This window comes from uncultured Boseongicola sp. (assembly GCF_937988555.1).
GTDB lineage: Bacteria > Pseudomonadota > Alphaproteobacteria > Rhodobacterales > Rhodobacteraceae > Boseongicola.
Genome location: NZ_CALJXO010000144.1, coordinates 16,628 through 29,735 on the forward strand (window position 1 = coordinate 16,628; position 13,108 = coordinate 29,735).

Below are 13,108 nucleotides of genomic sequence, written 5' to 3' on the forward strand. Positions count from 1 at the left end.
AACTAAAAAACTCCTACGCTTCAACGCGTGAATTTCTTATATTTCAATCGCTTCGGCTCAACAGCGTCTGGCCCAAGTCTCCGCTTCTTGTCTTCCTCGTAGTCCTCAAAGTTACCCTCAAACCACTCAACATGTGCCTCGCCTTCGAAGGCCAGAATATGCGTACAAATCCGGTCGAGGAAGAAGCGGTCGTGGGAGATGACCACGGCGCAGCCTGCGAAATCGACCAATGCGTCTTCTAGCGCGCGCAGGGTTTCGACGTCGAGGTCGTTCGTCGGTTCGTCGAGGAGCAACACGTTCCCGCCGGTTTTTAGCAGTTTCGCCATGTGGACGCGGTTGCGTTCGCCGCCCGAAAGGCTGCCGACTTTTTTCTGCTGATCGCCGCCTTTGAAGTTGAACGCCGAGCAATAGGCGCGGGAGTTCATTTGGGCGTCGCCAAGTTGGATCACTTCGCCGCCGGACGAGATTTCCTCCCAGACGGTTGCGTTAGGATCAAGCGCGTCGCGGGATTGGTCGACATAGGAAAGATCAACCGTCTCGCCGTATTCAATGGTGCCTGCGTCGGGTTTTTCTTGTCCAGTGAGCATCCGGAACAGCGTGGTTTTACCCGCACCGTTCGGACCGATCACGCCGACGATGCCTCCCGGGGGCAGCGAGAAGTTGAGGTCTTCGACAAGAAGTTTGTCGCCCATGGCTTTCTTAAGGCCTTCGACTTCGATGACCTTCGAGCCAAGCCGCTGGCCGTTCGGGATGATGATCTGGGCACGGGCAAGTTTCTCGCGCTCGGACTGGTTGGCGAGATCATTATAGGCGTTGATCCGGGCCTTTTGCTTGGCCTGACGCGCTTTCTGACCCTGACGCATCCAGTCGAGTTCGCGTTCCAGCGTTTTCTGGCGTGATTTGTCTTCGCGGGCTTCTTGGCCCAGGCGTTTGGCTTTTTGCTCAAGCCAGGCCGAGTAGTTACCTTCGTAGGGAAGGCCGCGTCCGCGATCCAGTTCGAGGATCCAGCTGGTGATGTCATCAAGGAAGTAGCGGTCGTGGGTGACGATCAGGATGGTGCCTTTGTAGTCCATGAGGTGCTGTTGCAGCCATGCGATGGTTTCCGCATCGAGGTGGTTGGTTGGTTCGTCCAACAGAAGCATTTCGGGCGCTTCGAGGAGAAGTTTACAAAGGGCCACACGGCGGGCTTCACCGCCTGAAAGCGTTGACACGTCTGCGTCGTCGGGCGGGCAGCGAAGTGCTTCCATGGCGACGTCGATCTGGCTGTCGAGATCCCAGAGGTTGTCTGCATCGATCTCGTCTTGAAGGGCGGCCATTTCGTCGGCAGTCTCGTCGGAGTAGTTCATCGCCAGTTCATTGAAGCGGTCAAGCTTGGCTTTTTTGGCGGCGACGCCGAGCATGACGTTTTCGCGCACGTTCAGGCTTTCGACCAGATGCGGTTCCTGCGGCAGGTACCCGACGCGCGCGCCTTCTGCGGCCCATGCCTCGCCGGTGAAGTCTTTGTCCATGCCAGCCATGATGCGCATCAGCGTCGATTTACCCGCACCGTTGGCGCCGACGACGCCGATTTTTACGCCAGGCAGGAAGCTGAGACGGATGTTCTCAAAAAGCTTCTTACCACCGGGATAGGCCTTAGAGACGCCGTCCATGTGGTAGACATATTGATAAGCGGCCATGGTCGTTCCTTTGTGCGAGGGTTGGAGGGGTTCTATGCCGCCCGGTTTTGGTTTTCAACGCAGGTTCGGATATGAATGGCGGCGAATACAGCGCTTTTGGAGGCGGGATGGGACGGTACGGACTGGTTTGGGGACCAGCGCTTGCTTTGGCGGACTGCGGGGCGGACCGATTTGGCGAGGTTAAGCCGTATCACCGCGAGGCACCGGCAGCGGTTGATGTCGTGATGCCGCCCGATGCGATCTACATTTCACAGCAGTTTCTTGTGTCTCGGGCCACGCAAGACCGCCACGAGGGGATCGACCTTTGGGGGCCGCGTTCGACGCCTATCCTTGCGGCGGATTCGGGCGTTGTTGTGGCATCGTGGCAGGGGACCTTGTACGGGAACAGGGTGCGAGTTGATCACGGAGTTGATGAAAACGGCGCGCGGGTGTTTACGCGGTATTTCCATCTAGAAAGCCGGGGTGTTCAGGTCGGGCAGCAGGTGCGCCGCGGCGAGGTGATCGCGCGCATGGGCGCGACGGGGCTTTTGGCGGGGGGTGGTGTGCATTTGCATTTCGAGGTCTGGCGGGGGCTGGATGAGCGCGACCTTGCACCGATTGATCCCCATCTGGTATGGGCGGGCGGTGTCGGCCGGGTGACGTGTCTTGATCCGGGCGCGCGCCATGCGAGGGATGCATTTGTGACGACTTATCCGACGCCGTGTGGTGACAGTTGACATTCGCGCCAGGGAAGGCAGGTTGCGTTCCATGATCAGACCAGCACACACCCCCCGATATACACCCGCCGATACACGCTATGACACGATGGAATACCGTCGTCTGGGCAGGTCGGGGCTGAAGTTGCCTGCGGTCAGCCTTGGGCTTTGGCATAACTTCGGTGGTGACACGCCGCATGATCTGAAGCGCGATCTGTGTCGTAAAGCGTTTGATCTTGGGATCACGCATTTCGATCTTGCGAACAATTACGGACCCCCTGCGGGGTCTGCGGAAGAGGCGTTTGGCGAAATACTGGCGGCGGATTTTGCGGGCTATCGCGATGAGCTGATTATTTCATCAAAGGCCGGATACAATATGTGGAACGGCCCTTATGGCGAGTGGGGTAGCCGCAAGTATTTGATCTCGTCTTGCGATCAGTCTTTGAAGCGGATGAGGCTTGAGTACGTTGATATCTTCTACTCTCACCGGTTTGATCCGGAAACGCCGCTGGAAGAAACCATGGGCGCACTGGATCAGATCGTGCGCTCAGGCAAAGCGCTTTATGCAGGTATCAGTTCTTACAATTCCGGGCGGAGCCGCGAAGCTGCGGCACTATTGCGCGAAATGGGCACGCCGTTTGTGATCCATCAGCCGTCTTACAATATGCTGAACCGGTGGGTGGAGCGGGACGGTTTGCTGGATACGCTGGACGATATCGGGGTCGGCTCGATTGTGTTTACGCCTCTGGCGCAAGGCATGTTGACGGGTAAGTATCTGAACGGAGTGCCGTCAGACAGTCGTGCAGCACAAGGCAAGTCACTGGATGATGGGTTGCTGACGGCCGAGGCGATTAAGCGGCTGAATGGGCTGAACGATATTGCGGCCGCGCGCGGGCAGTCTTTGGCGCAGATGGCGATTGCCTGGGTTCTTCGGGGCGGGCGCGTGACGTCTGCGTTGATTGGTGCCTCTAAGACCTCTCAGATCGAGGATTGCGTGGCGGCTTTGGGCGCGGCGGAGTTCACCGACGGCGAGTTGGCCGCGATTGATGCGCTTTGCTTTGAGGGCGGTGTGAATTTGTGGGCGCTGTCGTCCGAAGGCGTCTGACGGATCAGTCGTCGAAGTATTCGTCGCCAAGGATGCGATGGACTTTGATGCGCACGAAGGGTTTGACCTTGCGCATGCGATATTCGTCGGCGTCGGCGTAGATTGGATCGCGGACGGTGTCGGAGCCGATGGCGCGTGCAAGAAAGCGTTCCTGTCCGGGGCGGCCGCCGTCGATGATGGGGCTGACGGCATCGGGCCAGACCGGATCGGGCTGATAGGTATCGCCCATGATGGCATCGGCTGACGCGCGCGGGATGAATTCCAGCGAGGGGCGTTTCTTGCTGAAAAACCCGGGCACTTTGGCGGGGTATTCGTTGCGGGCGATGCCGATCAGGTCGGTTTTTGGGAACAGCGATGCCACGCCATCGAACCATGAGACATAGCTGAGAAGCTGCCTGTCGATGTCGATAAATTCGTAGAGCGGCACCCGGATGTTGCGGCCGTCTTGTTTGCAGCGGGCGTCTTTGGGCGCGCGTTTGCGGTTCCATTCCCAAGCGTAATTTAACAGCGCGCGCGGGGCGCGGCGGCGGTGGCCCCAGAAGTCGTCATCGGCGTTTCTAGCCAAATCGGGCGTCGCAGGCTTTGCGTTGTCATGGTAGCTTGCGATCAATGCTTCCGGGTCAAAGGGAGTCCAACCTGTTTCGGTCTGGTAGTTGCATACCAACAATGGAAGGGCGCGGGCCAAGACTTGGATGATACTGCCGGCCTCATTCACAAACATCGAAGGCCGCGCGAAATTCAGCGCCAGCGTCGCAAGCCCGTCGTTTTCAGCAGCGCGGTTCTCATGCGGTGCATTCAGAAAAATCTGAAAGTGGATGCCGGTGTCTGGATGGTCGTAGTCGACATGTCGTCGTATTGAGTAAAGCTAGTGTTCGTGCGTAAGACGTGGCGCAGAGCGCCTAAGAAAGCCTCGTCGCTGCCGGCTTTGCCGCTTTGAGGCCGAGGTCGAATGACATCAACGCATTTGCTCGTGCTGAAGACGCTTTGTGGCGGTTTTCTCGTTTTGCTCGGCGCGTAGTTTGTCCGTAAGGGACGCGCGCACGAAATCGAGGTGGGTTTGGATGGCACCCTGTGCGGCCACCGGATCACGTGATTGCAGGGCGTCGTTGATGGCGCGGTGTTGATCCAAAAGCGCTGTGCGGGTCATGCGTTGATCGAACATGACCTGGCGGTTGTAGAAAACGCCTTCGCGCAGAAGATCATACATTGAGCGCATCATATGAAGCATGACGACGTTGTGGCTGGCTTCGATGATGGCGAGGTGGAACTCGGCATCAAGCCGCGCTTCATTGGCCGCGTCGCGCTTTTCGTGGGCGGTTTCCATTTTGATGAAGATGGCGTCGACGACAGCTAGATCGGTGTCCGACGCAAGGCGGGCGGCGCGGTGGGCGGCAAGCCCTTCCATGTCTCGGCGAAAATCAAGCGCGTCAAAGACGGCCTCGGAGTGGCTGGAAAATAGGCGCGTGAGGGCTGGCGAGAAGGCTGATCCAAGGACGTCGGCGACAAAAATGCCGGAGTTAGCGCGTGCCACCAAAAGGCCGCTGCCTTGAAGGGCAGCAATGGCTTCGCGCAGGGAGGGACGCGAAACGCCAAGGCGGTCCGACAAAACGCGCTCCGACGGCAGGCGTTCGCCCGGACGCAGGATGCCGCGCAGGATCAATCCTTCGATCTGGCGAACGACGGCGTGGGCGAGTTTCTCAGGTTCTATACGTTCAAAGGGCATGGGCGTTTCTCTGGTTGACAGAACGGTAGGGCTGCCAAGGCTGCGGCACAAGAGAGAGGTGGGCGGCCGCAATTGACGTTTGCCTCTCACACATTGCTGCGCATCGTGTTGCCGGCCGTCGATTGCGGGCACTCGACGTTGGTATTTTAAAGGGTGAATGGGATTTGTATTGCGCGCAATTGCAGCTTTGTGACTGATGGGCATCGAAGGGGTGGGTGGTGATATGATCAATCGTTGGACGATCTTGTTCGTGTTGTTTTTTGCCCGCACCGTGATGGCATTTCAGTTTCAGTCAGTGGCGGCCCTTTCTCCGTTTATCGTGGATAGTCTAGCGATTTCTATCGCGGATATCGGGATTTTGATCGGGCTCTATTTAGGACCGGGCGTGCTGGTGGCGATTCCTGGTGGAACGATTGCTGCACGGTTTGGCGACAAGCGCGTTGTGGGGCTGAGTTTGGGGTGCATGCTGGCAGGGGCGGTTGTGACTTTGGCTGCAACCGCCTGGGAGATGGCGGTTGTCGGGCGCGTTTTGGGCGGCGTTGGTGGCGTTGTTATCAATGTTGTGATGACGAAGCTGTTGGTGGACTGGTTTCAAGGGCGCGAGATTGGCACCGCGATGGGGGTTTTCATCTCGTCCTGGCCGGTAGGGATTGCGCTGGCCTTGGTGATTTTGCCGTTCATGGCGGCGACGGGCGGGTTGGCTTTGGCTTGGGGCGTGGTGACAGCATCGGTCGTTGTGGCGCTGGTTGCGTTTGTGATGCTTTATCGCACGCAAGAGGGGGCTTCGGTCGGGCCAGCTACGATCACTCGCGCCCAGATGCCTGCCTTTGGCTTGTTTATGGCGGCGATGGTTTGGGCGCTTTACAACGCCGGATACTCCATGGTGTTTGCGTTCGGGCCCTTGGTTCTGGCCGAGCGTGGTGTCGACGCCGTGACGGCCGGTTCGGTGACCAGCGTCTTTATGGCGGCGGCGGGCATTGCGATCCCCGTAGGCGGTATCTTGGCAGACTGGTCCGGGCGGCGAGATTTGCTTATTGCGGTGAGCCTTATTGGCGGGGTGATCGTCCTGCCTTTGGCGTTGGTCGTGCCCGTCGAGGTCGTGGTGGTGACGCTGGCGGTAGGCGGTTTTGTGTCCGGTCTGGGAGCGGGGTCGATCATGACCCTGCCGAGTGAGGTTCTGGCCCCTGAGGCGCGGGCCTTCGGGATGGGGGTGTTTTTCACCGTTTACTACATCCTTATGATGATTGCGCCTGCGGTGGCCGGGCGCGTCGCCGAGCAGTCGGGTGATATCTGGGTGACGTTCCTTCTGGGCGCGGCCCTGCTTGGGCTAGGGTTTGTGGCGCTTGTGCTGTTCCGTCGCGCGGTGCGGGTGTTGCCGATATGAAAACGGCGGCACGCTTTCGCGCACCGCCGTTTGTCTGTTCGACTTATGAACGAAGATTAATTCGTTGGGGTAATCGTGATATCGACCCTACGGTTTTGGGCGCGTCCCGAGGCCGTCTGGTTGGTCGCGATAGGCTGGCTTTCGCCCGCGCCCACCGTGCGGACACGCGACGAGGACACGCCGCCTGCACGCAAGGTGTCCGACACCGCAAAGGCGCGGCGTTCGCTGAGCCCCTGATTGTAAGCCGCGGTACCGGTGTTATCGGTGTGGCCGACGACTGTGACGATCGATTGCGGGTATTCATTCAGGCTGTTGGCGAGAACAAAGAGATCCGAGCGCAGCGCGCCGTTCAGGCTTGCACTGTCGGTGGCGAACAGGATCGCCTCTGGCATGCGCACGATAAGTTCGCTGCCGGTATTGATCACGTCGATCGCTCCGTTGTCGAAGTCACGCTCAAGTTCGCGAGCCTGTGCATCCAGGGTCGAGCCGATAAGGCCACCGGCTGCGGCGCCGATTGCGGCACCGACGGCGGCGTTGCGCAGACGGTCACTGCCGCTTTCGCGGGTTCCGCCAAGTACGGCGCCGATCACGGCACCTGCGGTTGCGCCCGTTCCCTGACGCTGGCGGTCGCCGCCTTGCTGATAGGCAGGGCCACAGGCCGTAAGGGCAATCAGGCTGGCTGCGGCCAGCATGAACGGTTTTTTCATGTATCCCATGATAAATCCTTTGATCATTTCACATCTCCAGTGCCGCTATACACCATACGCGATGATGCGGAAGCGGCGATGGGCGAAGATGTGCCTATCATTGTAATGTTAGGCAATCTCACGCGCATGTTATCAAATATCAGGCGGTCTCAGCCGCCTCCCACGCAAGCATTGTGCGCTTGACGGGCAGGCCCCAGTGGTAGCCGCCAAGCCCGCCGGATTTTCTGAGTGCGCGGTGGCAGGGGATCAGCCATGAGATCGGGTTGCGCCCCACGGCGGTGCCGACAGCGCGCACGGCATTTGAGTTTCCGATGGTGCGGGCGATGTCGGAATAGGTTGTGACGTTCCCCGTAGGGATTTGCATCAGCGCCTCCCAGACTTTGAGTTGGAATGGCGCGCCGATGAGGTAAAGCTTTGCCGGTTCGCGGTTCGATCCGTCGCGGGGGAAGGCTTGGGCCGCCAGCGGAGCAAGGGCGGTCGGGTCTTCGGTGAAGGTGGCGCGAGGCCAGCGGGATAAAAGGTCGGTCATCGTGGCTTCGGCCCCCGCTTCGGCGGAAAAACCAATACCGCAGATGCCTTTTTCAGTGCCCATGATCAGGGCGGGGCCGAAGGGGCTTTCAAACCAGCCCCAGAGGATCTCAAGGCCCGCACCGGCTTTGGCGAAGTCGCCGGGGGACATGGCCTCCCAGCGCAGGAACAGGTCGTGCAGGCGCCCCGATCCTGACAGGCCGACGGCATCTGCGGTTTCAAGCGTGGTGTGGCGGTTGGCGAGAAGATCACGCGCGTGATCGAGCTTGAGCCATTGCTGGTAGCGTTTGGGCGATACGCCTGCCCAGCGCGAAAAGATACGCTGGAAGTGCGCGGGCGACATGTGCATTTCGGTGGCGATGTCATGGAGCGATAGATCGCGGGCACCGTCATCGATAAGTTCGATGGCGCGTCGCATCAGTTGATAGTGGTAGCCGGTTTCTTGATCGGTCATGAGATTATCCTTGGGCATGTCTTGAAGGTAGGCCAAGGCGGCGGTCGGCGCGACCCGGATATTGCGTGAAAACGTCTTGTGCGGTGCAAGACAGGTGTGAGCTGTTGTCTTTGGGGAGCGCATCATCGTGGCCGGATCGCAGCGTTCGGGATCTGAATTCGTGCCCTGTGGTTGCAGGTGTGGTGATCGGTTTCGGAATGCTTACCATCGGGACAGAGGTATCTGGGTGCCCAAAGTGCCGTCGCGGGTTCGCGGGCTTTTGAAGCAGCAGGACAATGGAGCAGGGACAATGGCAGAAAAATCGGTGCATCCGATTTGCGCGTTTGATATCGGACAGGATGGCACGGTGGTTCCGATCAGAGAACCGTGGCCGTCAGCAACTACCGGTGACGGAATGTCTTATCGTTGGTTGCACTTCGATCTGGCTGACAAGGGGCTGGACGCCTGGACACGAGAATTTCTTCCTGAAACCGCATCCACGGCATTGCGACAGTCCGAAACCCGCCCGAGAAGTGATTTTCTGGACGGTGGGCTGATTTTGAATTTGCGTGGTGTGAACCTTAACCCGGCCTCGGACGTGGACGATATGGTGTCGCTGCGGCTGTGGGTGACGAAGTGTCTGATTGTCAGCGCGCGGATGCGCAAGGTCTGGGCGGTTGATGCGATCCGTGAGGAGATGGACATTGGGATCGCTCCGAAGTCCGTTGGCATGTTTCTGGCGGCTCTAACCTATGGCCTGACCAAGCGGATCGAAGAGGTCACGATCGAGTTGGAAGACGAGTCGGATGCAATCGAAGAAGAAGCCTTTGCTGGTGGGCAGGATATGGGTGGGCGCGTCGCGCAGTGCCGAAAAAGCGTGATAAAGCTACGGAGATTTATTCGCCCTCAGAAAGAAGCGTTGATCGAGTTGGCCGCGAACCGGGACTGGCTTGGCAATGATGCGGCTTCGGTTTTATTGCGTGAAACGGCGAACAAAACCAAGCGGTCGCTTGAATCGCTTGAGGCGACCCACGAACGCCTGTCGGCGACGCAGGATCATCTGGACATTCTTCATGCAACCGCGCTGGGCCGCAACAGCTACGTGCTGTCGATTGTCGCGGCGATCTTCTTGCCGCTTGGCTTTGTGACCGGGCTTTTTGGCATCAACGTGGGCGGAATGCCGGGGGTGGAGTCTGATCTGGGGTTTTGGACCGTCACGGTTGGGTCCGTGGTGGTCGGCGCAGCTCTCTACGCGGTATTTAGGTATTCGAAATGGCTTTAAGGGCGAGAACCGCGCTGAAACCGGCGCATAGTATCGACTTGCCGCACCGCGCGCGATCCGCCAAAAGTGCCTTCTATGGCCAAGCAACTTTCCTATTCGGTGATCCATGAGATCTTCTCGCGCTTTCAAGAGGCTGAGGCCGAACCGAAGGGCGAATTGCACCATGTGAACGCCTATACGCTGGTGGTCGCGGTTGCTTTGAGCGCGCAGGCGACGGATGCGGGTGTCAACAAGGCGACGCGGGGGCTGTTTGCGGTTGCGGATACGCCGGAAAAGATGCTGGCGCTGGGCGAGGCTGCGGTCATCGAACACATCAAGACGATAGGTTTGTTTCGTAATAAGGCAAAGAACGTGATCAAGCTGTCGCAAAAGCTGGTCGATGAATTTGACAGTCAGGTACCTTCAAGCCGCGCGGCGCTGCAGTCGCTTCCCGGTGTGGGGCGCAAGACCGCGAATGTCGTGCTGAACATGTGGTTTGGGCTTCCTGCGCAAGCAGTCGATACGCATATATTCAGGCTGGGAAATCGATCTGGTATTGCGCCGGGCAAGGATGTCGATGCGGTCGAGCGTGCGATCGAGGATCATATTCCAGCGGAATTTCAACATCATGCGCATCACTGGATGATCCTGCACGGGCGCTACACCTGTGTTGCGCGGAAACCAAAATGTAACGCGTGTCTGATACGCGATCTCTGTGAATTTGAGGACAAGACGGAATGACAAAGCGATTTGACGTTGTGGGCATCGGCAATGCGATGGTCGACGTGCTTGCGCGCTGCGAGGATGATTTCCTGGGCGAAGCCGGTGTCGAAAAAGGTATCATGCAACTCATTGATATGGACCGCGCGGTGGATCTGTATGGGCGGGTTGGTCCTGCACGCGAGGTCTCGGGCGGGTCGGCGGCGAATACGATTGCGGTTGTGGCGTCTTTGGGCGGCCAAACGGCCTATGTGGGCAAGGTGAAGGACGATCAGCTGGGGGCGATTTTCGCCCACGATTTGCGCGCTCAGGGGGCGGTTTACGGAACCGTCTTTGCGGACAAGGACGCGGCCGACGAGACGGGGCGCTGCATTGTGTTGGTTACTCCGGACGGCGAGCGTTCGATGAACACTTATCTGGGCGTGACTGAATTTCTGACGCCCGATGACATTGATCCCGTGCAAATGGCGGACGCGGCAATGATCTACCTTGAGGGCTATCGCTTCGACGGGCCGGAAAGCCACGCGGCGTTTGCCAAGGCGATTGAGGCAACCGAGGGTGCAGGCGGAACCGTTTCATTGACGCTTTCTGATCCGTTTTGTGTGGAACGCCATCGCGACGCGTTTCGCGCGATGATCCGGGATCATGTTGATCTGCTGTTTGCGAACCGGGACGAGATTTGTTCGATGTATCAGACTGATGACTTCGAAGCTGCATTGTCGGCTGCGGCTTCGGAAGTGGGGATTGTGGCCTGTACGGAAGGTGCGAAGGGCGCGCATATTCTGGCTGGCGGCCAGCGGTGGCATGCGCCTGCGAAACCTGTCGATATTCAGGACGCAACCGGTGCCGGAGATGCTTTTGCGGGCGCGTTTTTGTGGGGCCATTCGCAAGGGCACCCGTTGGAACTGTGTGGCCGAATGGGCTGTGCGGCGGCGTCTGAGGTGATCAGCCATATTGGCGCGCGGCCCGAGGCGAACCTGGCCGAGATTTTCCGTGCGGATGGCTTGGTCTGAGGGCGCGGCGCATATGATGATGCGTGATGAAATCAGGGGCAGCGTTTGATTTTTCGCCCATTTGCCGGGGATCTCCGCGTTGATACTTCCACGAATAGAAATTTCCAAATTGTCGAGATCGACCGGGTCGTGATTGCCGTCCGACGAAAACGACACTTGCAGGTTTGGGTGCTTGGCCCAGAACCTCTTTGAGGTTTGACAGGATGACGGGATCGACGAAAGAGTGTGGGGTGGACATGCTCACGCCGCGGGTGGCCTCGCGGTGTGAGCGCCGTCGATGTCCGGGGCGATAAGCGCAAAAGCTTCGCGCAGGGGCAAAGCAAGGTCGCGACCGGCGTCGGTCAAGACACGTCCGCGCTCTTGGCGACACAAAAGGACTTCGAAGAGCCCTTTTATGTCGTTATTTCGGGCAATTCAGACCGGCTGTGGCTGGGTGAACATCTTCTGGTTCAATCGCCACAGCCCCCATGCAGCCGGGATCGCGGCGAGGCCTCCGAGGGCATAGACCATTGGTTCGTCAGAGAAGCTTTCGAACACCTGGGTGTAGGCGTGGATGCCAAGAAACGTGACCGAGGCGTTAAAATGCCCGCGCCGGTGGGTGGCGGCGGCAAGCCAAGCGCCAACGATCAGAAGAGCGGCCCAGATAGCCGAGAATACGTGTTCGGAGATTTGGATGAACTCTGCTTCCCAAAGGGTGAGTGCTGCCCGGTATGCGCTCCAGTCGGTGAAGTCGGAATAGTTCGGGGCGTCGGCGCGATAGAAGCTGGTGCCGATCTCGTCGCCCCAAAGGGATGCGACAAGGAAGGCTAGGTTGCCGACGACGGCGGCCATGATCGCAAGGATGCCCGCGTGGCGTCCAATGCGGTCGGGGGTGCGGGGTATCGCCCATGCGGTGATGGCAATCAGCGCGCCCATTTGCAGGATCGTAAACGTCGGTTCAGGCGAATAGAACGCATAGGCCGCGTGGAAGTAAGCGGTGCCGGTGTCGAACACTTGTGCGAAGGGCGCGATGGCAAGGGCGGTGACGGCGCGCACGTTCACGAATGTACCAGCGGCGGCAATGAGCGCGGCCGCGTAGAGGTAGAACATCGCGATGGGTGCGCCGGGCATGGTGTCGAGTGCGACGCCAAGGCCGATAAGATGCAGACCTACACCGGCCAAAACGACCGACCCCGTCGTGAAGCGCAAGGCTTTCGGGGCTTTGCGGAAGGCCCATGCGGCTGCGGTGGCGACCGCGACACCAAGCGGGATCAGGACAAAATCAGCGCTGTCTGGGTATTTGTCGAGCAGTTCGATCGTCCCGCCGACACAGAGCATGCCCGCGCCGATCAGCGTACCTGCATGGCCCAAAAGGCGATACAGCGCGTCGGTTTTGAGCAGAATGGCAACGCCAGCGGCGAGGAACGCAGCGCCAAGAAGCGCGACGCCAAGAGCATCGGCGATCCAGAAGACAAAGCCGAGCGAGGCCGCGATGATGCCCCCGGTCAGGACGATATTAACGACGAGCGCGAGCATCGTATCGCGAGAGCGGCGGGCGATTTCTGTAGCCTGCGTCTGGGTCAGAAGGCCCTCGGCGAGGAGTTGGTTGGTATTGATCACATGGGTCACGACGTGCACTCCTTGAACGTTGTTCAAATAACTGATAGCCAATATATGAACGATGTTCAAGATGTATTTTGAAGTAAAGATCTCAAACGGGAGTAAGAATGATGTATAAAGAGGCGCCGTGATTGGCGAGGGCGATGAGATCATCGCTTTCTTGCGCGCGTTGCCCTTGCGGCGGCGCGTTTTGATCAGGTGTCAAATCCAAACCTGCCACTCTTCTTGCCAGGCAAAGTCTATTCAGCAGGTTCAGGGTCGATC

12 protein-coding genes are annotated in these 13,108 nt (G+C 58.9%); 6 read left to right on the forward strand and 6 right to left on the reverse strand.

What is annotated here, in order from left to right; all coding sequences use genetic code 11:
• Positions 1 to 20: 20 nt before the first annotated feature.
• Positions 21 to 1,676 (reverse strand): energy-dependent translational throttle protein EttA, encoded by a 1,656-nt coding sequence (ettA, locus tag Q1B15_RS07825; protein WP_299752587.1) that lies wholly within the window; start codon positions 1,674 to 1,676, stop codon positions 21 to 23.
• Positions 1,677 to 1,783: 107 nt separating this feature from the next.
• Between ettA and Q1B15_RS07830 the strand changes: the two genes are divergently transcribed.
• Positions 1,784 to 2,392 (forward strand): M23 family metallopeptidase, encoded by a 609-nt coding sequence (locus tag Q1B15_RS07830; RefSeq protein ID WP_299752590.1) that lies wholly within the window; start codon positions 1,784 to 1,786, stop codon positions 2,390 to 2,392.
• A gap of 31 nt (positions 2,393 to 2,423) precedes the next feature.
• Entirely contained in the window at positions 2,424 to 3,476 is a 1,053-nt protein-coding gene (mgrA, locus tag Q1B15_RS07835; RefSeq protein ID WP_299752593.1) for an L-glyceraldehyde 3-phosphate reductase, read from the forward strand.
• Between the two features lie 4 nt (positions 3,477 to 3,480).
• Here the strand turns inward: mgrA and Q1B15_RS07840 are convergent, their stop codons facing one another.
• Complete coding sequence (locus Q1B15_RS07840; protein WP_299752596.1) at positions 3,481 to 4,197, reverse strand: hypothetical protein; 717 nt, start codon at positions 4,195 to 4,197, stop codon at positions 3,481 to 3,483.
• A 234-nt stretch (positions 4,198 to 4,431) separates the two neighbouring features.
• Entirely contained in the window at positions 4,432 to 5,199 is a 768-nt protein-coding gene (locus tag Q1B15_RS07845; protein WP_299752599.1) for an FCD domain-containing protein, read from the reverse strand.
• Positions 5,200 to 5,422: 223 nt separating this feature from the next.
• Here Q1B15_RS07845 and Q1B15_RS07850 point away from each other — a divergent pair, with 223 nt between their 5' ends.
• A complete protein-coding gene (locus Q1B15_RS07850; RefSeq protein WP_299752602.1) occupies positions 5,423 to 6,583 on the forward strand; it encodes an MFS transporter in 1,161 nt (386 codons plus the stop codon).
• 56 nt (positions 6,584 to 6,639) lie between these two features.
• Here the strand turns inward: Q1B15_RS07850 and Q1B15_RS07855 are convergent, their stop codons facing one another.
• Both Q1B15_RS07855 and Q1B15_RS07860 read right to left on the reverse strand, forming a co-directional pair.
• Complete coding sequence (locus Q1B15_RS07855) at positions 6,640 to 7,317, reverse strand: OmpA family protein (protein ID WP_366141692.1); 678 nt, start codon at positions 7,315 to 7,317, stop codon at positions 6,640 to 6,642.
• A gap of 112 nt (positions 7,318 to 7,429) precedes the next feature.
• Complete coding sequence (locus tag Q1B15_RS07860) at positions 7,430 to 8,272, reverse strand: bifunctional helix-turn-helix domain-containing protein/methylated-DNA--[protein]-cysteine S-methyltransferase (protein ID WP_299752605.1); 843 nt, start codon at positions 8,270 to 8,272, stop codon at positions 7,430 to 7,432.
• A 289-nt stretch (positions 8,273 to 8,561) separates the two neighbouring features.
• Between Q1B15_RS07860 and Q1B15_RS07865 the strand changes: the two genes are divergently transcribed.
• The 3 genes from Q1B15_RS07865 (at position 8,562) to Q1B15_RS07875 (ending at position 11,245) form a co-directional block, all read left to right on the forward strand.
• Entirely contained in the window at positions 8,562 to 9,533 is a 972-nt protein-coding gene (locus Q1B15_RS07865; protein ID WP_299752607.1) for a zinc transporter ZntB, read from the forward strand.
• A gap of 75 nt (positions 9,534 to 9,608) precedes the next feature.
• On the forward strand, positions 9,609 to 10,253 hold the full coding sequence (nth, locus tag Q1B15_RS07870) for an endonuclease III (RefSeq protein ID WP_299752610.1): 645 nt from the start codon (positions 9,609 to 9,611) through the stop codon (positions 10,251 to 10,253).
• A complete protein-coding gene (locus Q1B15_RS07875) occupies positions 10,250 to 11,245 on the forward strand; it encodes an adenosine kinase (protein ID WP_299752613.1) in 996 nt (331 codons plus the stop codon). Before nth ends, Q1B15_RS07875 begins: the two co-directional genes overlap by 4 nt.
• A 414-nt stretch (positions 11,246 to 11,659) precedes the next feature.
• Here Q1B15_RS07875 and Q1B15_RS07880 read toward each other — a convergent pair whose 3' ends face one another.
• Entirely contained in the window at positions 11,660 to 12,853 is a 1,194-nt protein-coding gene (locus Q1B15_RS07880; protein ID WP_299752616.1) for a hypothetical protein, read from the reverse strand.
• Positions 12,854 to 13,108 lie beyond the last annotated feature (255 nt).

What these genes read in the sequence shown, in the direction of transcription:
- nth (WP_299752610.1), top strand. Translation starts at nt 9,609, where the DNA reads ATGGCCAAGCAACTTTCCTATTCGGTGATCCATGAGATCTTCTCGCGC.
- Q1B15_RS07865 (WP_299752607.1), top strand. Translation starts at nt 8,562, where the DNA reads ATGGCAGAAAAATCGGTGCATCCGATTTGCGCGTTTGATATCGGACAG.
- Q1B15_RS07830 (WP_299752590.1), top strand. Translation starts at nt 1,784, where the DNA reads ATGGGACGGTACGGACTGGTTTGGGGACCAGCGCTTGCTTTGGCGGAC.
- Q1B15_RS07850 (WP_299752602.1), top strand. Translation starts at nt 5,423, where the DNA reads ATGATCAATCGTTGGACGATCTTGTTCGTGTTGTTTTTTGCCCGCACC.
- Q1B15_RS07860 (WP_299752605.1), bottom strand. Translation starts at nt 8,272, where the DNA reads ATGACCGATCAAGAAACCGGCTACCACTATCAACTGATGCGACGCGCC.
- Q1B15_RS07840 (WP_299752596.1), bottom strand. Translation starts at nt 4,197, where the DNA reads ATGTTTGTGAATGAGGCCGGCAGTATCATCCAAGTCTTGGCCCGCGCC.
- ettA (WP_299752587.1), bottom strand. Translation starts at nt 1,676, where the DNA reads ATGGCCGCTTATCAATATGTCTACCACATGGACGGCGTCTCTAAGGCC.
- Q1B15_RS07875 (WP_299752613.1), top strand. Translation starts at nt 10,250, where the DNA reads ATGACAAAGCGATTTGACGTTGTGGGCATCGGCAATGCGATGGTCGAC.
- Q1B15_RS07855 (WP_366141692.1), bottom strand. Translation starts at nt 7,317, where the DNA reads ATGATCAAAGGATTTATCATGGGATACATGAAAAAACCGTTCATGCTG.
- mgrA (WP_299752593.1), top strand. Translation starts at nt 2,424, where the DNA reads ATGATCAGACCAGCACACACCCCCCGATATACACCCGCCGATACACGC.
- Q1B15_RS07845 (WP_299752599.1), bottom strand. Translation starts at nt 5,199, where the DNA reads ATGCCCTTTGAACGTATAGAACCTGAGAAACTCGCCCACGCCGTCGTT.